This window comes from Holzapfeliella sp. JNUCC 80, from assembly GCF_053667655.1.
Window position 1 is genome coordinate 586,836 of sequence record NZ_CM132205.1, and the last position, 22,265, is coordinate 609,100.

25 protein-coding genes are annotated in these 22,265 nt (G+C 33.5%); 8 read left to right on the forward strand and 17 right to left on the reverse strand.

The features are described 5' to 3' along the window. The first annotated feature begins 47 nt into the window (after positions 1–47). A complete protein-coding gene (locus tag JNUCC80_RS02975) occupies positions 48–1,841 on the forward strand; it encodes a hypothetical protein (protein WP_454152504.1) in 1,794 nt (597 codons plus the stop codon). Between the two features lie 15 nt (positions 1,842–1,856). Here the strand turns inward: JNUCC80_RS02975 and JNUCC80_RS02980 are convergent, their stop codons facing one another. From JNUCC80_RS02980 to JNUCC80_RS03010, 7 genes are all read right to left on the reverse strand, one after another. Next, complete coding sequence (locus JNUCC80_RS02980; protein ID WP_454152505.1) at positions 1,857–5,033, reverse strand: carbamoyl phosphate synthase large subunit; 3,177 nt, start codon at positions 5,031–5,033, stop codon at positions 1,857–1,859. Continuing rightward, positions 5,026–6,108, reverse strand: coding sequence for a carbamoyl phosphate synthase small subunit (locus JNUCC80_RS02985; RefSeq protein WP_454144656.1), 1,083 nt, complete (start codon positions 6,106–6,108; stop codon positions 5,026–5,028). Before JNUCC80_RS02985 ends, JNUCC80_RS02980 begins: the two co-directional genes overlap by 8 nt. A 13-nt stretch (positions 6,109–6,121) precedes the next feature. Then, a complete protein-coding gene (locus tag JNUCC80_RS02990) occupies positions 6,122–7,387 on the reverse strand; it encodes a uracil-xanthine permease family protein (protein ID WP_454152506.1) in 1,266 nt (421 codons plus the stop codon). Between the two features lie 21 nt (positions 7,388–7,408). Beyond that, the gene (gene pyrR, locus JNUCC80_RS02995; protein WP_454144652.1) at positions 7,409–7,915 is read right to left on the reverse strand and encodes a bifunctional pyr operon transcriptional regulator/uracil phosphoribosyltransferase PyrR; all 507 of its coding nucleotides are present in this window, start codon (positions 7,913–7,915) and stop codon (positions 7,409–7,411) included. A 171-nt stretch (positions 7,916–8,086) separates the two neighbouring features. Continuing rightward, positions 8,087–9,013 (reverse strand): RluA family pseudouridine synthase, encoded by a 927-nt coding sequence (locus JNUCC80_RS03000; RefSeq protein ID WP_454152507.1) that lies wholly within the window; start codon positions 9,011–9,013, stop codon positions 8,087–8,089. Then, a complete protein-coding gene (lspA, locus tag JNUCC80_RS03005) occupies positions 9,000–9,461 on the reverse strand; it encodes a signal peptidase II (RefSeq protein WP_454152508.1) in 462 nt (153 codons plus the stop codon). Before lspA ends, JNUCC80_RS03000 begins: the two co-directional genes overlap by 14 nt. Positions 9,462–9,479: 18 nt before the next feature. After that, the gene (locus JNUCC80_RS03010) at positions 9,480–11,168 is read right to left on the reverse strand and encodes a formate--tetrahydrofolate ligase (protein ID WP_454153337.1); all 1,689 of its coding nucleotides are present in this window, start codon (positions 11,166–11,168) and stop codon (positions 9,480–9,482) included. Positions 11,169–11,215: 47 nt separating this feature from the next. Between JNUCC80_RS03010 and JNUCC80_RS03015 the strand changes: the two genes are divergently transcribed. The 3 genes from JNUCC80_RS03015 (at position 11,216) to JNUCC80_RS03025 (ending at position 12,847) form a co-directional block, all read left to right on the forward strand. Next, positions 11,216–11,626, forward strand: a complete 411-nt coding sequence (locus tag JNUCC80_RS03015) for a reverse transcriptase-like protein (RefSeq protein ID WP_454152509.1) — start codon at positions 11,216–11,218, stop codon at positions 11,624–11,626. A gap of 61 nt (positions 11,627–11,687) precedes the next feature. After that, positions 11,688–12,611 (forward strand): magnesium transporter CorA family protein, encoded by a 924-nt coding sequence (locus JNUCC80_RS03020; RefSeq protein ID WP_454144642.1) that lies wholly within the window; start codon positions 11,688–11,690, stop codon positions 12,609–12,611. An 86-nt stretch (positions 12,612–12,697) separates the two neighbouring features. Further along, positions 12,698–12,847: a hypothetical protein gene (locus tag JNUCC80_RS03025; protein WP_454152510.1), complete on the forward strand. Its 150-nt coding sequence runs from the start codon at positions 12,698–12,700 to the stop codon at positions 12,845–12,847. 434 nt (positions 12,848–13,281) lie between these two features. Here the strand turns inward: JNUCC80_RS03025 and JNUCC80_RS03030 are convergent, their stop codons facing one another. The 8 genes from JNUCC80_RS03030 to JNUCC80_RS03065 form a co-directional block, all read right to left on the reverse strand. Continuing rightward, positions 13,282–13,908 (reverse strand): hypothetical protein, encoded by a 627-nt coding sequence (locus JNUCC80_RS03030; RefSeq protein ID WP_454152511.1) that lies wholly within the window; start codon positions 13,906–13,908, stop codon positions 13,282–13,284. A 79-nt stretch (positions 13,909–13,987) separates the two neighbouring features. After that, positions 13,988–14,521, reverse strand: coding sequence for a GNAT family N-acetyltransferase (locus JNUCC80_RS03035; RefSeq protein WP_454152512.1), 534 nt, complete (start codon positions 14,519–14,521; stop codon positions 13,988–13,990). Positions 14,522–14,533: 12 nt separating this feature from the next. Beyond that, on the reverse strand, positions 14,534–14,854 hold the full coding sequence (locus JNUCC80_RS03040; protein WP_454152513.1) for an ABC transporter permease: 321 nt from the start codon (positions 14,852–14,854) through the stop codon (positions 14,534–14,536). Continuing rightward, a complete protein-coding gene (locus tag JNUCC80_RS03045) occupies positions 14,854–15,324 on the reverse strand; it encodes a hypothetical protein (protein ID WP_454152514.1) in 471 nt (156 codons plus the stop codon). The genes JNUCC80_RS03040 and JNUCC80_RS03045 overlap by 1 nt, the downstream gene beginning before the upstream one ends. 15 nt (positions 15,325–15,339) lie before the next feature. Next, entirely contained in the window at positions 15,340–16,044 is a 705-nt protein-coding gene (locus JNUCC80_RS03050; protein WP_454152515.1) for a metal ABC transporter ATP-binding protein, read from the reverse strand. A gap of 119 nt (positions 16,045–16,163) precedes the next feature. Then, positions 16,164–16,919 carry an NPP1 family protein gene (locus JNUCC80_RS03055; protein ID WP_454152516.1) on the reverse strand — a complete coding sequence of 252 codons (756 nt, stop codon included), beginning with the start codon at positions 16,917–16,919 and terminating at the stop codon, positions 16,164–16,166. 115 nt (positions 16,920–17,034) lie between these two features. Beyond that, positions 17,035–17,694 (reverse strand): hypothetical protein, encoded by a 660-nt coding sequence (locus JNUCC80_RS03060; RefSeq protein WP_454152517.1) that lies wholly within the window; start codon positions 17,692–17,694, stop codon positions 17,035–17,037. A 186-nt stretch (positions 17,695–17,880) separates the two neighbouring features. Further along, positions 17,881–18,078 carry a cold-shock protein gene (locus tag JNUCC80_RS03065; RefSeq protein ID WP_056975039.1) on the reverse strand — a complete coding sequence of 66 codons (198 nt, stop codon included), beginning with the start codon at positions 18,076–18,078 and terminating at the stop codon, positions 17,881–17,883. 352 nt (positions 18,079–18,430) lie between these two features. Here JNUCC80_RS03065 and JNUCC80_RS03070 point away from each other — a divergent pair, with 352 nt between their 5' ends. Continuing rightward, complete coding sequence (locus tag JNUCC80_RS03070; RefSeq protein ID WP_454152518.1) at positions 18,431–18,826, forward strand: hypothetical protein; 396 nt, start codon at positions 18,431–18,433, stop codon at positions 18,824–18,826. Positions 18,827–18,905: 79 nt separating this feature from the next. On the opposite strand, the gene JNUCC80_RS03075 is transcribed toward JNUCC80_RS03070, so the two are convergent. Beyond that, on the reverse strand, positions 18,906–19,520 hold the full coding sequence (locus tag JNUCC80_RS03075) for a helix-turn-helix domain-containing protein (RefSeq protein WP_454153339.1): 615 nt from the start codon (positions 19,518–19,520) through the stop codon (positions 18,906–18,908). A gap of 223 nt (positions 19,521–19,743) precedes the next feature. Between JNUCC80_RS03075 and JNUCC80_RS03080 the strand changes: the two genes are divergently transcribed. From JNUCC80_RS03080 to JNUCC80_RS03090, 3 genes are all read left to right on the forward strand, one after another. Continuing rightward, positions 19,744–20,187, forward strand: a complete 444-nt coding sequence (locus JNUCC80_RS03080) for a hypothetical protein (protein WP_454152519.1) — start codon at positions 19,744–19,746, stop codon at positions 20,185–20,187. Positions 20,188–20,351: 164 nt separating this feature from the next. After that, the gene (locus tag JNUCC80_RS03085; RefSeq protein ID WP_454152520.1) at positions 20,352–20,642 is read left to right on the forward strand and encodes a hypothetical protein; all 291 of its coding nucleotides are present in this window, start codon (positions 20,352–20,354) and stop codon (positions 20,640–20,642) included. Between the two features lie 89 nt (positions 20,643–20,731). Beyond that, a complete protein-coding gene (locus tag JNUCC80_RS03090; RefSeq protein WP_454152521.1) occupies positions 20,732–20,980 on the forward strand; it encodes a hypothetical protein in 249 nt (82 codons plus the stop codon). Positions 20,981–21,902: 922 nt separating this feature from the next. On the opposite strand, the gene JNUCC80_RS03095 is transcribed toward JNUCC80_RS03090, so the two are convergent. Beyond that, positions 21,903–22,265, reverse strand: a complete 363-nt coding sequence (locus JNUCC80_RS03095; RefSeq protein ID WP_454152522.1) for a hypothetical protein — start codon at positions 22,263–22,265, stop codon at positions 21,903–21,905.

The following is a 22,265-nucleotide window of genomic DNA, read 5'->3' on the forward strand; positions in this document are numbered from 1 at the left end:
GCATTCTTTTATATTTAAGATATAAAAAATAAGAATAGGCAGATTTTATGAAGAAAATTTTTTCCGCAAAAGTAATGTTCGTCATTTATTTACTTATTGCTATTTTGACAACGTTTTTTATTTACAGTATGAGTCACAACTCGCTGATGTATGGGGATGATTTGAGATTTCATCTCTCCAGAGCTTATGAATTGTCGCAAAATAATCTTCAGCTTCCCTACATTAACACTTACACCTTTGGTTCTTTAGGTAATATGATAACTGCTTTTTATCCTAGCTTTTTATTATATCCTTTAGCCTTATTATTGTGGCTAACGCATAATTTTGTTTTTAGCACCTATACCTTTTTGTTTATTATTAATTTTATGACGTTAATAATCGCTGATTACAGTTTTCGTCGGGCGTTTTCAAATCATAAACGGCATCAGTTGGGAGCAGTTAGTTTTTCCATTTTATACTACTTTGCCAATTATCGAATGAATAATATCTACATTAGATTTGATTTGGGAGAACTATTAGCACAAGCATTCTTGCCTGCTGTTATAGGTGGATTAGTACTATTTTTAACTAATCAAAATGAAAGCCGAAAAATCAATTGGTTACTTGTTTTCGGCTTTACAGGTGTTGCTTTGAGCCATTTGTTGAGCATTATTTTAGTTGTAATCACGCTTTTTGTTCTTTTATTAGCTCAATTTTGTCATCTGATTTATCAGTATCAAATTGGTCGTATTAAAGAATCAAGATTACGTCATTTTGTTTTAACTATTGCTAAAAATACAGTTCTTTTATTATTATTAACAAGTGTGACTTGGTTACCGCTAATTTCACATATGCTAGTACTACACGATACTTTAACGATGTCTTTTGACCAAGGAGAAGTTTATAGAAGTCTAGATATTATCAGCTTTATTCAACGAAACTTAGACGGTAGTTATTTCTATAATGGCTGGTTATTATTGTTACTGATAGTTATACCGGTTATTCTTTTGTTTAGTAAAAAAGCACTTTTTTGGACAAAAAGCTTTAGTGTTTTTACCATTATGATGGTGCTAGTTCAAACAACCATCCTACCAATTGATAAAATTATTCCTATTTTATCCAAAAAATTACAATTCTCTTGGCGATTTAATGAACTTTACTTCGTTATGATTGTTTGGTTAACTTGCTGGTTTATCTTTGTTTACTTACCAAAAAATGACTTTTACCAACAATTTACCTGGATAAAAAAACCTAGTTTTTACTATGCAGCGACTGCCCTATTATTCGTGTTCACAAGTATTAACGTAGTTAATCATTGGTACAGCGTTTCAGTTAACTATGCGGATACATTAAATAAACCCACTTCTATGCGCAAAAAATTAGATAATCAAAATCTTGCACAAGAACTTGCTGTTCAACCCTATGTCTTAGATTATCTACCCAAAAGAACCAAAACAGTTATTAATGATCTAAAAAAACATATAGTAATGAGCACAAACACAACACATTTATCTCAGGCTAGTCATACAGAATACAGTACAAAGTTAACACTTGAACCTAATGAACTAGTTTTTAATGTTGAAGATAACCGTCAAGGTGACTACTTATTTATTCCGATTATCGCTTATAATCACAATTATCGAGTAACTGTTAATAATCAAGAAGTTGATTTTGATATTAGTCATGAACATGTTCCCTACATCAAAAATCCAACTGATAAATCAATTGAGATACGCATACAATATGTTCCTGCTTGGTATGATTGGGTAGGACAAGTACTCTTCTTACTAACGCTTATTAGTACCACTTGTATTTATTTAGTCAAAAAAAGCAAATCTAAAAAAACCTTACAGCTTAATTAAAAGCCGTAAGGTTTTTTACATAGGTTGAGTTGTTAAAGCTTGAGATTCTAATACTTCTAAGATATATTCTGCTGATTGTAAGCGTGAAAATACCGGAACATGATGCGTTAATGCTGCATCTCGAATCTTAATAGCGGCACGGTTAACGGGTTCAGAAAAGTTAGTCGTATTGATAACCATATTGACATGATTTGCAATGATTTTGTTAATTAAGGAAGGATTGCCTCCTTGAAGTTTTGCAACAACTCGAACGGTAATACCTTGTTCTGCTAAGTAATCAGCTGTTCCCTCTGTTGCAATAAGCTTGAATCCTAATCTTCTAAACCGTTGAGCTAAGTTTATTGCTTTGTCTTTATCTTCATCATTAACAGAAACAAAGACAGTTCCATAACTTGGGATTTTAAGCCCTGCTCCTTCATATCCCTTATAAAGCGCTTTCGGTAATTCTGTGTCACGTCCCATCACAAAGCCACTTGCCTTCATTACTGAGTCAAAAATATCTTCTCCCGTGAAACCTAGTCTTGAGAAAACGGGCATTTTAACATGGATCAATTGGTTATTTGACCAAATATCTTCTAAAAATCCTAAGTCCTTAATCTTTTCACCTAATAAAACTTTCATCGCGATTTGAGATAATTTTCTTTTAAGTGACTTAGATAAAAAGGCAACGTTGTGTCCGGCATAGTTTTTAACTTGCAAAACATAAACCGTATCTTGTTGAATCAAGAAGTGAATATTTAGAAATCCTCTAGCCTTCAATTTCTTAGCAAGCGCAATTGTCATATCTCTAATTTGTCTTTGATGAGTTGAGGACAAGTTTTGAGGATTAAAAACAGCAATAGAGTCACTTGCATGACTACCCGACTGTTCCAAATGCTCGATTATCCCTGGAATTGTTACTTGCTCACCATCACTAATAGCTGTTACTTCGTACTTATGCCCTTCAATAAACTTACTGATTGAAATATCAGATACATCAGATTCTTTAAGGTACTGTTCTAGAGCATCTTTTTCAAAAACCACAGCAGATTTTCTAACTTTATGCGCCCTTTTACCACCAATCAGTAGCGGATAGCCAACCTCTTCAGCAAAATTGATAGCAACCGAATTATGACTAGTTGTTAATCCTGATACACCAGGAAAACCCAGCTCATTAAGCAATTGACTAAAGTTTTGTTTTTGACCAACAAGGTCATTGATTTCTTCACTACCACCTAAAACTTCTAGATTATTTTGATGTAGGACCGGTAATAATTGGGTTGCTATTTTACCACTAAATTGTGTTAAGACGTATTTAGGCGACTCAATATTTGCAATTTCCATAATATTTTCAAGTGTTACAGCTTCAAAATAAAGACGATCAACTAACTGATAGTCTGCACTGATTGATTCTGAGTTATTGGTTAATAGTACTGTTCGGTACCCTTTTGCCTTGATTTCTTGAATAGCGTTATAAAGCATATAATCAAACTCAGAATTTTGTGAGATTTGGAATGGGCTTAACCCAATAATCAAAATAGTTGGTTTAGCTTGATCAAATGGGACAATTTCATTTCTAGCTTGATAAGCATGAAAGACGGCATTATTATATGTTGGATAAAAACCAGCCGTTGATTCAACATAAAGTCCACTCGGAATAATTTGATTTTGGTGTCTAAATTGATGGATTTTTTGTTCTGAACAACGCCATAATTTAGCAATAATGACATCTGCAATTCCTCGATGCTTTGCCCTATCTAGAACCTCAGCATCAAAGGGATGCTCTAAGATTTCTTGCAATAAATCAGTCAATCTAGCAAACTTTTCTAGATAAGTTGGATGGATTCTAGTGTAGTTGTGTACATCTTGCAACGAGAATCCTTTATTAAATGCGGCCAAAATAACAAAAATCAAGTTTTCATTCGGATGAGATAATTGTTTAATCAATTCTTTTTCAGATAAGTTAGCAAAGAATTTAAAGTTCAGCACTTTGGAAACTTGATTAGTTGCTAAAATTGCTTGCATCAAGGCAGCATCGAAGTTTCGGCCAATTCCAACACTTTCACCGCTGGAGTGCATCTTATTATTCAATAGGTAGTGATTTTCACCCAAATCAGCAAAAGACCACATTGGAATCTTGACACTAACAGCATCTAGTACTGGCTCAATAGCTGCGCTAAGATTGGTTGCAGGATTTGTGATTTCATCTAATGTATAGCCTAAAACCAGCTTGGCTAAAATATAGCCAATGTTATAACCAGTTGTTCGGTAAGCCAGTAGGTTACTTCTTGTTACTCTTGGATAGATACCAATTACCCTGAAACGTAGCTTATCAGTTAAAGGCTTCACCGCAAAGCGAACACTGACAACCCCCACAATCTCAAGTGAATCGATGATTTTTTTGGTATAACGCCTTAGAACCTGAACCTTGTGGTCATTTAATGTCTGAATTGGTGAAACGCTAATAGCATCTCCAGCGTTAATCCCAGCTGGATTAATGTTTTCAGCATAATTCAAAACAATCATTTGGCCTTTATTGTCACGAAGTGCATCAATTGTATATTCGGTATAGTCAGACAAATCTTCTTGAACTTCAAATGAGTTTTGTAAGCTCAATTCTTTTCGTCTTTCTTCTTTGATAATTGTTCGCAATTCGTCTGAATTATTCAAATGTCTAAATCCTAAATGGGCATCGTATTTTTCAGGCTTAAGTACAATAGGAAAGTTAATTTCTTCTATACGTTCATCTAGGTCGTTATCTGCTGGGTATAAACGTTGCTTTTGCGTAACAAAAATACCTGCTTCATGTAAGGCAGTATTAAAGTCATATTTATTCTGAGTGAATTTCAATGTTTGTAGTGGCAAAGAGAGTAACTTAATTGATAACTCTTCTAAAATCCCATCTTCATGAAGTTCGTAAGCCATTTTCATGCCGACTTTACTACCAAAAATAGAAACAATGGCATCAGGTTCTTCCATACGAATAATTCGCTTTAAGAACTCTTTAGTCATTGGTTCTAAATAAACAGTAACATTGTCATCATGATCAGTGGCAACAGTTGCTGGGTTAGGATTAATAATAACGACTTGCTTATCTTCTTCTTGAAAGGATTTAATGGCCTGTTTAGTAATTAAGTCAAATTCAGCGATTTCTCCGACAATACTAGGACCAGAACCCAAGATTAATATTTTTTTGATACTATTACTAAACATTCTTTTGTTCCTCCATTAATCTCAAAAAGTCATCTAAGATAACGACCGCTTCTTTTGTTCCCGGAGCAGCTTCTGGATTAAAAGCAACAGCAAGCAAAGGAATTTCACTCAGTTCATATCCTGCAACGTATTGATGATGTAATTCATAATAAACCTCTTTAAAGTCGTAATCGTCTAGTCGTTTATCAGCTTGAACCAATTGTTGAACGTTCATCGAAGTCTGCTTAAGCTTTTCTTGTTTGTTTTGATCAATAATTGGGAAGTTTGTGCCATAAAAGCCAATTCGTGTTTTGTCAGTTAAAGACAACCCTAATAATTCAGAGGCTACCAAAAATCCTAGTCCAATCGCCATCACGGGAACTTTACCCATTAAAGCTTCTACTACAGGCTTAATTGCAGAAACATCTTTTAGGTGCCCGGGACCATTAGAAATAATCACACCATCGGGATTTAAGCTCATAATTTCTTCAAGCTTTGTATTAAATGGTAAAACTAACGTATTAATTTTTCTAAGCGAAAGTTCACGCAATAATGAGTGCTTAATTCCTAAGTCTAAAACAATAACCGTTTTCCCGACGTTAGGTGCGGCATATGCCTGTTTAGTTGATACCATTGATGCCAGATTTTTAGGTAAAACCAATGCTTTAATTTGATCAAAAGCGTGCTGGTCATTAGCATCCATAAAACTTGCCTTTTTCACATTTTGACGTGTGATTTTACGAACTAAGCTACGTGTATCAACATTATATAGCCCTGGAATGTTCTTTTCTTTTAAGAATGCATCCAGATTAAATAAATCGTTGTGAATTCCTTGATTATAATCTAATTGGTTAATTACAACGCCTTTTACAGTTGGGTCAATGGACTCATAATCAATTGCTGAAATCCCAGCATTTCCTAAAATAGGTGTTGTAAAAACCAAAATACGACCACTGTTTGTTGGGTCAGTGATCGCTTCTTGATAGCCATAATTGCTGGTTTGAAAAGTAAGTTCACCAGTTGTCGTCACTGCTGAACCAAATCTGATTCCAGAATAATAAGTACCATCTTCTAAAATCAAATAACGTTTATCCATTTTTGAGCCTACTTTACTTTTTAGATTCGATATCTTTCGGTAATACTAAGTTTAATCCAATACCGATAACAGTTGCAACTGTTAGACCGGAAAAACTTAATTGTGGGTTCAATTGTAACATAGCATCTCCTACCCCGATAACCAAGATAGAAGAAGCAATCATCAAGTTGCGACGATTATTGAAATCTGTTTTGTTTTCAACTAGGATACGAAGACCACTAGAAGCAATTACCCCAAATAGTAGAAAACTTACCCCACCTAGAACACTTCCGGGAATACTTTGAATAAGAGCCGATAACTTACCTACGAAACTGAATAGGATTGCAAATACTGCCGCACCAATCAAAACATAAACCGAATGAATTTTGGTAATTGCCATAACTCCGATGTTTTCACCATAACTGGTAATTGCAGGACCTCCAACTAGTCCAGAAACAATAGAAGCTGCCCCATCACCAACAAGTGTACGATCTAATCCAGGCTTTTTGAAGAAATTACGGCCTGTTAAGTCATTTAATACCATGATGTGCCCCATATGTTCCGTCATTGTTACAAATGCAATGGGTGCCATACCTAAGATTGCTCCCCAGTTAATAGCTGGATGGCTATTAATAAACAAGACTTCAAAATTAGGAACTTGGAACCAGTTAGCATTCAATACTGGTGTGAAATCCACTAATCCAACAAGTAGAGATAAGATATAACCACATACAATCCCTAATAGTACGGCGATTTGGCTAATAAAGCCTTTACCAAAAATTGTAAAACTAATTGTTAGTAGCAATGTCACAATAGCGACTGCAAACGATTTTAAGTCATAGTTATTATTAACCATTGTTGCTTGTTTAGCAGCGCTTGACGCTAATGAAAGTCCAATGGCAATAACAATCGGTCCAACTACAATAGCTGGAAGTGCTTTATCCACCCAATCATATCCAATGAAGTGAATAACTAATGCAATAACTAAGTAAACCACACCAACGGCAATAATTCCTTGGGAAACACCGCCGTATCCGGCTGTTTTCATTAGGGATGCCATAACAGTAATAAAGGCAAAACTAGAACCCATATAAAGCGGTACTTGCCCTTTTGTAATTAATAAGTGAAGTAAAGTGCCAACACCTGAAGCAAATAACGCAATACCTGGATTCAGTCCTACTAAAATAGGTACTAAAACAGTTGCGCCAAACATAGCAAATAAATGCTGCATGGATAAGAAAATACCTTTGAAGAAAGACGGTTTGTCAAATATATCTAATACCGGTTTTTCGTTTTTCATTGTAATCCTCCTAAAAGATTATTAGTTCAAAATTACCGCTTGTGTGTCCCCTAATTGTAATTGAACATGCTCATTAATTGATGTTGGGATGTTTTTACCAATAAAGTCAGGTCTAATTGGTAATTCACGGTGGCCTCTATCAACTAAAACGGCTAGACAAATTCGTTTAGCACGGCCGATTTCAGATACGCTATCTAAAGCTGCACGAATGGTACGACCTGAAAATAACACATCATCAATTAGAATAACTGTCTTATCTTCAATGGCTTCTTTTGGAATATCGTTTGTCACATCTTCTTGTCTATCATCATCACGATGCTTTCTAACATCTAAATCATAAAGATTAATTTTTGTTTCAGGATTATTTTGTTCAAGTAGTTGCGCCACTGTTTTGGCTAGAGACTCTCCTCTACTTTTAATTCCCAATAAGGTTAGTTCATCAGGGTTTTGTAGTTTTTCAATAATTTCATAGCTAATACGTGTTAGAGAACGTTTGATTTGATTTTGGTCCATAATCTCTTTAGTCATCGTTTATTTCCTCTCTTTTCCTTACAAAAAAGGACCCCGCAAAACATACGGAGTCCTTTGGTTATTTATCAGTCTTTAAAAATGAATAATAAACAATTAAGTAACCCCTTGAAGTCTCACAGAACTTAATTAAAGGAATTAATTATAAATATTTTACCTATTAGGTTAACTTTAATTAGTTGAATTGTCAATTGAATCTTTTTGTAACTGAGTTAAAATATTATGAAATAGTTGAGGTGGGTTAACGTTAAACTCTAACCATTCATGACTGACTGGATGATAAAATCCTAAAGTTTTAGCATGTAGTAATTGACCATGACTACTTAGAGAACGACGTGGACCGTACAGCGGATCTCCTGCAACAGGATGATTAATGTATTTCATATGAACACGAATTTGGTGTGTACGCCCTGTTTCTAATTCACATTGAACCAGACTATAACCACTAAATTGTTCCAACACTTTAAAATGCGTTACAGCATCACGACCATCTTGAATAACCGCTTGTTTTTTACGGTCTTTGTAATCACGACCAATTGGTGCATTGATAGTGCCACTTTCTTCATTAAAGTTACCATGAACAATAGCTAAATACTGTCTTTTATTGATTTTATCTTTTAACTGAGCTTGTAAGCTCAATTTGGCTTGATCATTTTTGGCTACCATAAGTAGTCCTGAAGTATCTTTATCGATTCTATGAACAATACCAGGTCTAAAAGCTTCCCCTTCGCTAGTTCCCGAAAGCTTTGTGTGATAAAGAAAGGCATTAACAAGTGTTTGGTCTGGATGACCAGCACTGGGGTGAACAACCATACCTTGAGGCTTATTGATGACGATAACATCATCGTCTTCATAGGCAATATCAAGTGGAATATCTTGGGCCACCAAATCTAATGGTTTTTCTTCAGGAACGGCTCCTGTAATATGGTCTTCAGGCTTGACTTGATACTTCGCTTTTTTAGCTTCACCGTTCACCTTAATATCCCCATTTTGAATCATCGTTTTGCATTTGGCACGGCTTAACTCAGGATAAGCTACTGCAAGGACGGCATCTAAACGCCCAGTCTCAGTTGAAATTGTTAAATTAATTGTGTTCATGATCTTTCCCATCTAAAAATAATAAGTAAATAATAATTAACGCAACACCACAAGTCACGGCAATATCTGCAATATTAAAAATATTAAATCGCATAAAGTCTAATTGGAACATATCAATGACATATTGTAAACGAATTCGATCAATTAAGTTTCCAATTGTTCCAGACAAAATCAAGATAAGACCCAATGGACATGTAAAGTGGCGTTTTTTTGTGCGATGGATTAAGTATAACAAGACTGGGACGGCAATAAGTGAAATAATGTAGAAAAATAACATATTTCCGCTAAATATATTGCTAGCACCACCTGTATTTTGAACATAAGTGAACGATAAAATGTGTGGTACAACTTCTTGTACCTGCCCTAATTGAAAATTAGCGGTGATAAATAGCTTCAGTGTCTGGTCTAAGATAAGCATTACTAGACCAATTAACCAAAAAAGTATCATATATTAGTGAAATCTCCTTTAAAATAAACCGGAAATTTTACCATTTGAATCAATATCAATATCCAAAGCTGCTGGGTGTTTAGATAATCCTGGCATTGTTAGAACACTACCAGCATAAATCACGATAAATCCAGCTCCTGATTTCAAATCAACATCACGAACTTGAAGTGTGAAGTCAGAAACAACGTTAAGTTGTTTTGGATCATCTGAAAATGATGATTGTGTTTTGGCGATAATGATTGGTAAGTTTTCTTTATTATTTTGTTTAATATTTTTAATTGAATTTAAAGCTTGTTTTGAAAACGATACATCTTTAGCACGATAGATTTCTTGAGCAACATGTTTAACTTTTTCTTCGATTGATTCATTATTATCATAGATACGCTTGAAGTCTGTTACAGGTTGGTTATCCGTCACTTTGATGATTGTTTCAGCTAAGTCTTTAGCACCTACTGACCCTTTTTGGTGAGCATCTACTAGACAAACTTTTACACCTAAACTAGCAATCAGTTGTTTTAATGTTTCTAGTTCTTCATCTGTATCGCTAGCAAAAGCATTGATAGCAACCACAACCGGCACATTGAATTTTTGCATGTTTTCAATATGTTGTTTCAAGTTAGCAAATCCTGTTTCAAGTGCTGAAACATCTTCATTTTTTAGTTCTGAAAGTGCTTGACCACCATGGTATTTTAAAGCACGAACAGTTGCTACAATCACACTAGCATCAGGTGATTTAGGTAGTAATTGACTTACAAAATCGTTGTACTTCTCACCACCTAAATCGGCACCGAATCCAGCCTCTGTCACAACGTAATCAGCCATATTCAAGGCAGTGGTTGTGGCAATTACTGAGTTTGTTCCGTGTGCAATATTAGCAAATGGTCCACCATGAATTAACGCAGGTGTATATTCAAGCGTTTGAACAAGGTTAGGTTTGATCGCATCTTTCAGCAAGACAGTAATCGCACCTTGTACATTCAAATCTTTTACATAAACGGGTTTTTGGTCATAAGTATAACCTACTAGAATTTGACTGATGCGGCTCTTTAGGTCATCAATTCCTGTGGCTAAACATAGAATAGCCATTAACTCATTAGCAGCTGTGATTTGAAAACTTTCTTCACGAGGGACACCACTGGTTCTGCCTCCCATACCTACTAAAATATGACGCATAACACGATCATTAACGTCTAAACTACGTTTGAACATAATTTGTCTAGGGTCTAAGTTCAAATCGTTACCCTGTTGTACATGATTATCAATTAAAGCGGCTAATGTATTAATTGCACTCGTTAACGCATGCAAGTCACCTGTGAAATGTAAGTTAATATCTTCCATTGGGACAACTTGACATTGTCCACCACCAGTTGCACCACCCTTTAATCCCATAACAGGACCAAGTGAAGGCTCTCTTAGTGCTAACATACTTTTCTTATGTGTTTGAGTAGACAAAGCGTCAGCCAATGCAATAGCCATTGTTGACTTACCTTCTCCGGCGGGAGTAGGATTAATCGAGGTTGTTAAAATTAATTTACCAAGTTTTTTATTTTCGGTATATTTTGTTAGTGCTTCATGGCTTAGTTTAGCTTTATAATTACCATATAACTCTAACTCATTTGATTCTAGTCCTAAAGCTTGGGCCACTTCATTAATGGGCTTAGCCTTAGTATTCTGAAAGTCTTGTGCAATCTCGATATCTGTTCTCACCAAAAAAATCCTCCTGAAATAATTCAATAGAAAGTGTGACCTAGTTTATGTTAAAAATCCATACAGATGGTGCCTTTGATATCAAAACGAACCAGGCAACCATCGGCTATATCATTGAAACATTCCCCAAGTCCACCTTAGTTAAACAACAAGCTGAAAAAATTTTCGCTAAAGATAATCATGAAGCGGAGTTCATAGCTTTAAAACATGCTCTAGATTACTTGATAACTACAGAGCAGACTAATCAAGTATTGAGTATCGAAACAGACTCAAAAATTTTGTCTGATTCAATCAATAAAAGATATGCTAAGAATTATCAAAATCTAACGCAAGATATTTTAAACCAGTTAGACCGGTTCTATGATTATTATATCAAACTTATTCCTGATAAACAGAACTTTCGAGCACATAAGTTGGCAAATGATCGGTTATTTCAATTAAAAACATTTAAGGGTTAACACAACCCCTAATTAATGATTTAATTATAGTATTGCCTATAATATAAAAGGAAGTGAGCATGTGATCTCAAAAGAAATAGTCCAAAGTCGAGACTCACGCACCATCTTAATTAACAATATGTCGAAAGAAGATCAAGAATATTTGAGAGAAAAATATCAATTGACGACTGAAATGTTAATTTATGCGAAAGACCTTCGTGAAAGAGCTCGTGTGGAATACGACCAACCTACTCAATCCTGGATTATGATTTATAATGCAGTTGCTGAGAATTTTTCAAGACCTGTTAGTCCGATTGCTATTGTTATTCGTGATAAAAACGTCTTTGTTTTTACTCGTACCGAAACGCAGTACATTCAAAACTACTTTTCAAAAGTAGATAATACTAAATTACATATTCCCCTAACACACCAGACAATTTGGGAAATGGTATTTAATGCGCTTTACCGCATCACAACTGATTTCTTTGACCAGATTGAAGAGTTAAATGCTCAACGTCAAGAACTTGAAACTGAAATCAGAAATAGCCCTAACAATGACCATATTTTTGAACTGGCTGACCTAACTAAGGCAATGGTTTATATGTTGACCAGTGCAAACTCTAATACAATGGCCATTGAAAGTTTCAAACTTTATAATAGACGATTAGGTATTTTAGATTTAAGTCAACTAGAATACGAACGTTTAGATGATGTGCTAATTGAAGCACGCCAAGCACAACAAATGGCTCAGCTAACTTCAGATATTACTAATAAAGTTGCTGATACCTATAACAATCTAATTGGTAATACAACTAATAACGTAATGCGATTTTTAACTATTTATTCCATAGTACTCACAATTCCAACAATTGTGACTGGATTTTATGGAATGAACGTTGATCTTCCATTAGCAGATTCGCCTTTTTCATGGGTGTTTGTTGTTTTAATTATGGTTGGTATTATTAGTTTCATGTGGTGGCAAATGAAAAAACATCACTTCTTTTAAAAAACACTTACAAGTCTACATTCGTGTAGGCTTTTTTGATACCTTCATGTTATACTGCCCCTACTAAAGACTTTCTAGGAGGAAATATGAAGAAAGAAAAAGAAACATTACAAGAAAAAGGGTTGAAAGGTGTACTTGACTTCTTTTTAGAGTGGACGCCTATTCAAATTATTACAATAATTTTCATCTTTATAATTGGCATTTGTGGCAAAAGGAAAAAACACAAAAAGCGCTAACCAAAAATTTTGAAGAGCTTTCATTTTACGGAGACCAGAATTAATTGTATTCTGAGTTTATTAAATTGAAAGTTCGGTGATAGTATGTTAATTGATAACTTACTTAATGTACTATTTTATAGAATGATAATATTGGCACCTTATTTGGTAATAGACTACATTTTAATAGTCATTTCATTGCCGTTTGTTTATCGAAAATTAAAGTTACTGAAGCAAGTTATACCGAAATTAACGGCTGCTGATACATTACGTTGACAAAGTTATAAAAAAAGTAAGAATAGTCTTATTATGGATGATGTTGCCATTATTAATACTTAAATGGCAAAATGCTTCTCGTGTCGCAAGGTTCATAACCATTATTTTATCGATTATTTTCTTAATAATACTACTAATTCTTTAAAAAAATAAAACCTAATCTCATCAGAGACTAGGTTTTATTTTTGTGGTTGATTTGCAATATATAATTGAACATCTAAATTATTCGCATATTGTAAATATAAGTCAGTATCTTTATCACTTGGAAACGGTAACATACCTGCTAATTCCAAATTATTACCTGCAATAATTAAATCAGCACTGTTTTGAACGTTTGTTAGTGCTGGAATTTGACGTAAATGTGTCGATTTTTCTCGAACAAATTGTCTAAATTCAAGATAGCGTTCGTTATTTCCGTCATTCTTTAATAGTTTACTTAATGCATTTTTAGTATCAATATAAATAAACTGCTGGGTTGGGAACTGAGATTTAGTAATTTTCTCAGAACTACCTGTAATAATTGATATTTCATAATCATAGCCAGGATATCTCTTACTCATATCGTCTGAGATACTTTGAGCCAGATTAAGATATTCAGGTTTCACCCTAGCAGACTCTTTAATATAGTTGTTGTCAGTATTAGCAACTGCTTCTTTAACTTTTATTGGTCCACTCTGATAAACTGTGAAATCATGATCTCCTCTACTCGCCTCTGCATTTTTTTGAAAAACTGTTACATAGAAAGTTAAGATGACTACAAGAGCTACTATTATTGGAATAACTACCTTAAGCTGTTTCTTTTTCACTATTAAACTCCCCCCCAATTTTTTTTGGAGTATAGCATTCCTGTAATAGTGAAGGCAATTAGGCTGTTAAAAGTTAAGACTATTTTAATTCTTCGCGTAAAATACCATATTTAACCGAATCATAATAACAACCATTTAAGTATCTTACTTTTCGAATAACTGCCTCTTTTGTCATCCCACATTTTTCGCCCAGCTTTTGCATACCCTTATTTCCTGACCATGTGGTGAATCCAATATGAGGCAAATAGTCAAAATGATTAAATTGGATTCTTATCCAATTTAGCAAAGCCAGTTTTCCAATGCCCTGTCCCCATAATGTTGAATCATAGATTGAAATACCGACTTCTAGCCATTGTTTTAAATGACTATCAACCCAATAAGACATAACCAAGCCACTAACTCTACCATCGACTTTAATAAGCATGGCCATTGGACTATCTACTAAAGACTTTCCAAAGCCCATTGAGAATTCCTCAAAAGTTTGGATAGGATCATTAAAATACGGCCCATTCCATTTCATCCATTCTAAATCTGCTTTTGAACCAAAACTAACTTCCCACAATGGGATAAGATCTTCTTTTGTAATATTTTTTAATGTCACATTGTATTTCATTTAGTCTCCTTTTTAACGTTCTGCTAGTGTCAATTTCATGTGCTTTAAAATGTGTTGAGCCAATAAAACCATGATTAATGATAGTGTAATAGAAATCACTATTGCTTTGATATCAAAAATTCCAAATGCAATACTTCTCAATGCCCCTAATTGATAAGTTACAGGGTTAATTGCTGAAATAAATTTGATTAAAATTGGTGAATTATCTGATAGAACATATAATGTCGGTGCGGCATAAGAAATGGGTGTGAAAATTAATGTCATCACCAAATCACGCTTTTGATAATTTGATATTTTGGTGCTTAATAAAATTCCTAGTGCTGACCAAAACATCACAAGAAGATAGCAAATAGTACAGCTAATAAAAACAACATCGTATTATAAATACCACCAGTAATCAGCCCTAAGATTAATAATATTCCACATTGAAAAATAAATCCTAGTGACGGGAAAAAGTTCATACCAGTCAAATAGTGCCAAGGTTGAACCCCATTCATAAATTTAATAGCTAATAAGCCAAACTGTTTATCAACTGATGCGCGATACATGGCCTGTGACATTTGTGTTGTCATAAAAAACGATAATATCCCAATAAGTGCATACTGTGCATATGAAACAGTCACGTTTTGGTAAGATACCGAATTAATGCTTAAGCCTAATGCTGAGACTAATAACCCATACAGCATTAAAGGTTGCATAAACATAGATAATAGAAGGCCTTTGTTTGTTCGAAAAGCCTTCCATTCGTTACTCGCAACAATCCAGATTGATCTAATGCCTAATGAGTGATGCCTAAAATTCATTGGATTTATTTCACTTCACGCTCCTTTAGATATTTCTCTCTTAAGTTCAAATTTGAATCGGCAAGAAATGCTGAGATAGTCCCAAAAAAATCGTTGTTGTCCACTATCAATGAACAAGATTTTATCGCTATACTTATCTAGCAATGTCAAATCATGTGAGGAAGTCAGTATTGTTCGCCCCTCTTTTGCCTTTTGACTCAAAAATGTGAATAAACTTTCTGCTGTTTCAACATCTAGCCCCGTTGTGGGTTCATCCAATAGATAAATATCTGGATCTCGAGCAATTTCTCGAGCAATTTGAACCCGCTGTTGCTGTCCACCAGATAAATGATCTACAGGTTCTTTTCTTAGTTGATAAATATCAAGTAGCTTCAGTGCCTCCTCTGATTTTTTAGTTGCCTCTGCTCTTGTGAATCCCGCGAGTAAAGGCCCCAACATGACGTTGTCATAAGCCGTTGTATACCAATCCATTAGCTGACTTTGAGGACTAAATCCAATATGGTTCATAGGATTCGCTTTTGCTTGTAACTCACCCTCCCAGTTCAATTCACCAGAAATAACCGGCAAAATACCAATTAGTGAATTAAGCAAGGTAGATTTACCAGCGCCATTAGACCCAACTAACGCAACAAAGTCGCCTTCTACCAAGCTAAAATTCAATCGGTTGACCACTTCTTTTTGACCATAACCAATTACTAAATTGTTTGTGTTTATCCTCAATCATTTCCTCCTTGATTACTAAAGATAACTAGATATTAACATTAAAAAAAGATTAAGTAAATATTAATTTTATTAATCAAAAAACCTCTAACAAAACTGTTAGAGGTTTTTTCAAAATTTTACCAACTTGCTAGTGCTTTTTTTAAATTGTTTTGATAGTTAGCATCTTTGAATGGCACGTTAGCTTTACCAAAATCAGTATTGTTTAAAGCATTACGAGCGGCTGGGGTTAGGTCATCCCATCCAATCAAGGGCTGACTCCCGCCAATTTGACCATTAGATGGTGACAGTGAATGGTCAACAAATTTAGGAACTGGTTTCATATTGTCATAACCAACTAATGGCGTTGTTCCATTGAAAGTCTTGCCACTATAACCATAGCTAGTATAACCACCATGTGCTGAATATGATACTTTCAATACTTTAGGACTCTTGTTAGCTGGATTGTCTAACCAGACAACGATGTTTTCCCAATCATGGCGATGTCCACCGATACGTGAATCGGGTTCATCTTTAGGGAAGTACCAAGAGTACATGATTGCCCATTTACCTTGATACCATCCTGAACGAGCATAGACTTGCCCTGTGCTTTTACTTGCGTTACCACTAGGGGTACCAGAAGCTTGTAACCCCCCGCTAGTATTTCCTGCAGCATCAACTGCTGGGAAAGGGACTGCACCACTATAAACTTTTAGGACAGGTTTATATTTCTTTTCAATTTGTTCTGTTAGGTTCGATGGATTAGTCTCTTTGAATCCCACAACCTTGTTATGATCAATCACTGCAGCTGAAGTTGATTGAGATGGATGATTAACTGCAGATACACTAAGTCCCAATGCCACCGCTGACAAAACTGTTACAACTTTTTTATTCATTGATTTCTCCTCCTTATTACTAATTAGATAGTCTATCATATTTATTTAATAATTTTAAGAGACTACCTAATTAAAAAAGCAGGACTTTTTAAGTCCTGCTTTGCTCTAGCTATTTTTATCTTAATGTGACACTACCTTGTATATGACCTGCTCCAATCATATTTTGAAAATTATCGCCTGCTGCCATTATCTTATCTCCTGATATACCAGCTACTTTTAAAGTCGGTGTTAGATAAGCAGCTAGTGATCTTGAAGTTAGTGAAAGTGAACCATATGAATCAGCACCATTAAGAGTATCAAAAAAATAATCATAAGTTCCCAAATCATGAAAGGCTGTTCTTAAAATATTTAGCGTTTCAATGTTGTGCCCGTCTACAACAACACTATAATTAACAACCCTAATTGTAATATCACTTCGTGTATTACTGAACCCAATGCCTGCGTTTTCTAGGTTAGTTTGCGGTACATTTAAAGAGATTGTTGCACCATTATATTGAGCTAGTAATTGTTTCATATAATTTTGGTACGTGCTATCTGACAAGTTTTGTTTATCTAAAGTCATTACTGACTTAGATAGATTGTTAAATTTGTCATTAATTTGCGTAATAATTAAAGGTTTTGTTGCTATGAAGTTTGTGTTTCCAATATTATGTTCAATTAAGTGATTTGTTTCTGTGGTATCAGCTTGTACTGATGATTGGTTTATTACCGATAATCCAATCCCACCTAATGCAAGGAAACCTGTTGTGAGTACAGCTACTTTTTTCAAATTCATTATTAAAATCCCCCTATGTGAATAATCCAACTTTTGTGTATACCGTAGCACAAACCCAGTAAGCATTCTAGTTTTGACCCCAATTAATGTCAAATTTTAAATAGAATCAAAAAAAGCAAGCTTATTAGCTTGCTTTAAAATGAATAATCAGGATACAAAAAAAGAGCCTGTAAGGCTCTTTTTTAATTATTTTTGGATGTTAACTGCTTGAGGACCGCGGTCACTTTGTTCGATATCGAAAGTAACTTTTTGTCCTTCGTCTAAAGTTTTGAATCCATCTGATTGAATAGCTGAGAAGTGAGCGAACACATCTTCACCATTTTCTTGAGTGATAAAACCAAAACCTTTGTCTGCGTTAAACCATTTAACTGTTCCGTTAACCATATATAATTTCCTCCTGTTGCATATTTAAATATGCGATTTGTTGCAATGAATATTTGATAAGCAAAAGTAAAAATTATAGATATGTATAACATCACAGTTCACGTTTCAAAATCAATTACATACGTAGTATAACACGAAAAATAGACCAATGCTATAGTTTTTTGTTTTTTATTGTTAAAAATTGAAAGTAGCCTATTAATTGTATTGTGTCGTGTTATTATAAGTCTTTCTATTCAAAATGTATTACTGAAACAACATATCAAATCAACGATTATTTTATTTTTTGTTAATAAAAAATTAATATCAATATGTTAGTATGCCTTTTATAACATCTATTTTTAGGAGGGATTTTTTGAGAACTTACATGATTATCAACAAATTGTTAATAGCAAATGCAGCAATTGGTATTTTGTTTTGTATACCTACCCCGTTTTTTGCAAATATCTTTAATCCACTAGGATTGCTTGATGTTGTAACTGTTTTTATATCAGTTTTTATTCTGGTAAAAGCATTTAAAGATCCTTATATCAAAAAAACTAGTTCAATCTTGATGATTTTAGCAACCGTTGTTAACTGTATAGCTATTTTTCATGATATTCATGATTCCTTGCAAGTCCATACAGGTGACCTAGATTCTTTAATCATTGGAATGGAACTCTTATTTTTACAATGTATTTCAATGGCTCTAAGATTATTTGGAATTGTTGCTGTATTTTTTGAATATAGACGTCTTTCAAAATTGCCATAATACAAAAAAGAGCCTAATTAAATTTAGGCTCTTTTTATTTACTTACTAAAACTGCGCTGTACAATTTACGACTAAAAAGTTATTTATCTTTGTTAATTATAGTTATTAATCTTAATGTTGTCAGAAGTGCGTATGTTACGACGTAACTAACTATTACTAAGGCTATACCTAATCCACATACATAATGAATACTCTCATCTAAGGCATATTGCGTAATATAATTAGATAGCGCTTGAATACCTACTAAAAGATGAGCTAAAAACACGACACTTTTCATTATTACGTGATAAGACTTACTTTTTGGATAGTAAGTTCGAATATTTTTATTTAAATAAACTGTAGTCATTATCAAGATGATGGTGTTAATCGTATTATTATAGATTTTAAATAAAGTTAAATAGCCAAAGAATATAAAGATAATTTCGATATATAAAGCCCATTTAATTTTATCTTTAAATTTATTTTTAAGTTCTCTAGAATCCATAAATAATGGTTGACTATCATCTAATAAACAATCGGTTGAAATACAAAATATCTCTTCAATATGCTTTACTAACTGATAGTCTGGAATGCCGCGATTGTTTTCCCAAGCTGATATTGTTTTACGAGAAACATTTAACTTCTTAGCCAGCTGTTCTTGTGTTAGTGTATGATGCTTTCGTATATATTTTATTTTTTGACTAAATTCGACAATAAATACCCCCTACATAATATTTATCTCTCACAAAACATTATATATTAATTTAAATGAACCGGAAAGAATCATCATTGACAAATCAGACCAAGGTCTCTGAACAAAGCATTTTCACTTTGAATACGTCATACCATTCGCATACCCTTTAGAACGTAAAAATTTACAAGCAAAACAATAAGTTCTATCATTTGCAGTAAATCAATCTCTTTGGAGAAATCATTACATGAACTTAGTACAACTTATTATAACTATTCTATTGGTTGTTATTTTATTACCGAAAGACACGCAACAAATAAAGAATTTACGTCATAACATTGTTAAAAGAATGTCCCCTAAAGACCAGGAAATATTTACCGATTTCCGACAAAAATCTACTCATTTTGGAAAACAGATTGTATTATGCGTAATTGTACTTTGTGTGTTGATGGCTGTCATTACACCTTTTGTGCCAATTATGTTTAATGTTATCTCTATTTTAATTGCTGTACTGTTCATAATAATAGCTATTTTTTCTTTTGGTTATAACAAAACGTACCCTTTGCTTCTAAAATATGCACGAAGTGACGAGAAAAAGAAACTAAGATCAACACAAATAAGGAATATACTACTATTTATTGTGATAGATGCTAGTGCTTGGATTAGTGTCATTAGTCTCTATCTGCAATAGTACAAGTCTTTTTGTTCTCTTAGGCTAACTAGTTTTATTTACAAAGATTGAAAGGAAAATACGCATGCAATTTATATTTGGAGCGCTTTTCATACTCAGTATTTTTACAGCTTTTTGGAGTGATTGTACAAATTTACAAAAATGATGCAAAAGTACATAAAAGAATGAGTACAAATTTAGAAATTAACTTATGGGGCTCAGGTCTTTTATTTTCATTGATAGGAGTTACAGCTTCTACTGACACTAAAACACCACATACTCAATTAGTGTATTTTGTTTCTTTATTTTTCATAGCATCACTTGTTGCTTTAATTACTTATATTATAAAACTCCTGTTTGCTAAAAATAATTATAGATTTAAAAATCTAAATGTCAGAATAGCTGTGTCTACCTTGGCAACAATCATATCTTTCTTAGTGTTGTTAGTTTTTGCAACTATTCAAGTATTAGCATAGCAAATCGTTTTTATAGCCTCTTGCATACTTTGCCAAGTTGCCAATATTTGAGCATCTTGCTAGTCTGTTAGCAGAAAGGTGGAGTTAGAATGAAAAAGAAGTTAAAGGTGTTAGCTGCTTGTTCAGCAATTCTACAAGTGTTGGTTCTTATTTTTTCTATTAGTATGACAGTTTTAATGGGGTTAAGTGATCAGAATAAATTCACTATGTTTTCGTATGAAACTTTAAAACAGTGGTCTGACATATCACTTCCAATTCAAATGTCTTTGATGGCTATAACACTAGCTATTTGTACGTCTTTATCTCAAAAAGATAAAAAAGAGTCTAACTTTAGTTAGACTCTTTTTTATGCTGTATCCATTTCTTATAAGTGACTTATTTAATATAAAAAACAAACTTTCATGATTTTTCAGTAAAACACATTTTCAACAATATCGTTAAAAAACCTGTGTTAATAATATATAAAGGATTAATTTGAGTACTAGTAATCACAGCATTAAAAATCATAAATATTGAAAAAATCAGGCCAATAATTATGACAAATTTAGCAACTTTTTTCCCAGATAATATCATGAATCTTGCTCCTCCATTATCATTTAAGCTTGGGAAGGAACTTTCCCTTCTATCTCAAGCTAATTATAAGTGATATAAAACCAAAATAACATATCTTGCACTTTTTTTGTTGTTATTTGAATAAAGTCTATTTTTAATCTTTTATGAATACCTACAACAATTATCATTTAGTAAATTTGTAGATGGACTCATCGTTCTATTTTTAATATGAACAATTACGTTGATCGTGGCTTTTCTAACTCTTAAGCATTCATCTCAATTCTTCTATAACCGCAGTCACTATCGGGGTTGTCTATTGTTATTAACTTCTATTATTAACCCACACACTGATAATACCACTGTAAGAGACTCGAAAATATAAAACCAACTATTCAAAGAACTAACATATCCCTTTTGAAATAGTAGCAGATTAAAAATTATCATTATCAAAAATATTGATAAATATAAATATTTATCGTGAACACGTTGAAAAAATTTTCGAAATATAGGTCTAATTGTCCCATGTTTCAACACGCCAAAGCACGATACAAATACCGCACACCAAAGTAATATAGATAAAAATGTACCAGTACTGGGATTCAAATGGTTGATAAGTGCAAATCCAGCTAAAAGGTTTATAGCAGCAAAATAATATTTTTTATACATATCAAAATTCCCCTTTTCTCGATTAAAATCATCGAATAGTAACTACTTCTGATTAATCATCTCGTCAATCAACGACTTTACTTCTTTTCGTTTAAACACAATAAAAGTATATGAATTATTGTCAGTAGTTACCGTTATCATTTTAGAGATTTTAGGGTCTTCTGTGACAGTCACTATATCTGATGACTTGATGAACTGCACATCTCTATGAAAATTTAAGAAATGAGGTTTAAAAAACAATCCCTCTTCCGCTATCGTTAAAAAACCGCCCGCGTATTCATAACCTTCCGTTGAACTCGTTGCAAATTTATAAAATAGCTTTTTAATACCCTTCAAATTAGTTAAAGGCTCTCTTTTTGAATTCGCCCCTACTTTGAGTTTGACATTCAATTCTTCAATATTCAT

Excerpts from the sequence above, each read along its gene's own strand:
- JNUCC80_RS03035 (WP_454152512.1), bottom strand. The coding sequence starts at position 14,521 with ATGAAATACAATGTGACATTAAAAAATATTACAAAAGAAGATCTTATC.
- JNUCC80_RS03085 (WP_454152520.1), top strand. The coding sequence starts at position 20,352 with ATGAGTACAAATTTAGAAATTAACTTATGGGGCTCAGGTCTTTTATTT.
- JNUCC80_RS02990 (WP_454152506.1), bottom strand. The coding sequence starts at position 7,387 with ATGAAAAACGAAAAACCGGTATTAGATATATTTGACAAACCGTCTTTC.
- JNUCC80_RS03025 (WP_454152510.1), top strand. The coding sequence starts at position 12,698 with ATGAAGAAAGAAAAAGAAACATTACAAGAAAAAGGGTTGAAAGGTGTA.
- lspA (WP_454152508.1), bottom strand. The coding sequence starts at position 9,461 with ATGATACTTTTTTGGTTAATTGGTCTAGTAATGCTTATCTTAGACCAG.
- JNUCC80_RS03040 (WP_454152513.1), bottom strand. The coding sequence starts at position 14,854 with ATGTTTTGGTCAGCACTAGGAATTTTATTAAGCACCAAAATATCAAAT.
- JNUCC80_RS03065 (WP_056975039.1), bottom strand. The coding sequence starts at position 18,078 with ATGGTTAACGGAACAGTTAAATGGTTTAACGCAGACAAAGGTTTTGGT.
- JNUCC80_RS03000 (WP_454152507.1), bottom strand. The coding sequence starts at position 9,013 with ATGAACACAATTAATTTAACAATTTCAACTGAGACTGGGCGTTTAGAT.
- JNUCC80_RS03015 (WP_454152509.1), top strand. The coding sequence starts at position 11,216 with ATGTTAAAAATCCATACAGATGGTGCCTTTGATATCAAAACGAACCAG.
- JNUCC80_RS02975 (WP_454152504.1), top strand. The coding sequence starts at position 48 with ATGAAGAAAATTTTTTCCGCAAAAGTAATGTTCGTCATTTATTTACTT.
- pyrR (WP_454144652.1), bottom strand. The coding sequence starts at position 7,915 with ATGACTAAAGAGATTATGGACCAAAATCAAATCAAACGTTCTCTAACA.
- JNUCC80_RS03055 (WP_454152516.1), bottom strand. The coding sequence starts at position 16,919 with ATGAATAAAAAAGTTGTAACAGTTTTGTCAGCGGTGGCATTGGGACTT.
- JNUCC80_RS03045 (WP_454152514.1), bottom strand. The coding sequence starts at position 15,324 with ATGAATTTTAGGCATCACTCATTAGGCATTAGATCAATCTGGATTGTT.
- JNUCC80_RS03060 (WP_454152517.1), bottom strand. The coding sequence starts at position 17,694 with ATGAATTTGAAAAAAGTAGCTGTACTCACAACAGGTTTCCTTGCATTA.
- JNUCC80_RS03080 (WP_454152519.1), top strand. The coding sequence starts at position 19,744 with ATGAACTTAGTACAACTTATTATAACTATTCTATTGGTTGTTATTTTA.
- JNUCC80_RS03095 (WP_454152522.1), bottom strand. The coding sequence starts at position 22,265 with ATGAATATTGAAGAATTGAATGTCAAACTCAAAGTAGGGGCGAATTCA.
- JNUCC80_RS02985 (WP_454144656.1), bottom strand. The coding sequence starts at position 6,108 with ATGGATAAACGTTATTTGATTTTAGAAGATGGTACTTATTATTCTGGA.
- JNUCC80_RS02980 (WP_454152505.1), bottom strand. The coding sequence starts at position 5,033 with ATGTTTAGTAATAGTATCAAAAAAATATTAATCTTGGGTTCTGGTCCT.
- JNUCC80_RS03090 (WP_454152521.1), top strand. The coding sequence starts at position 20,732 with ATGAAAAAGAAGTTAAAGGTGTTAGCTGCTTGTTCAGCAATTCTACAA.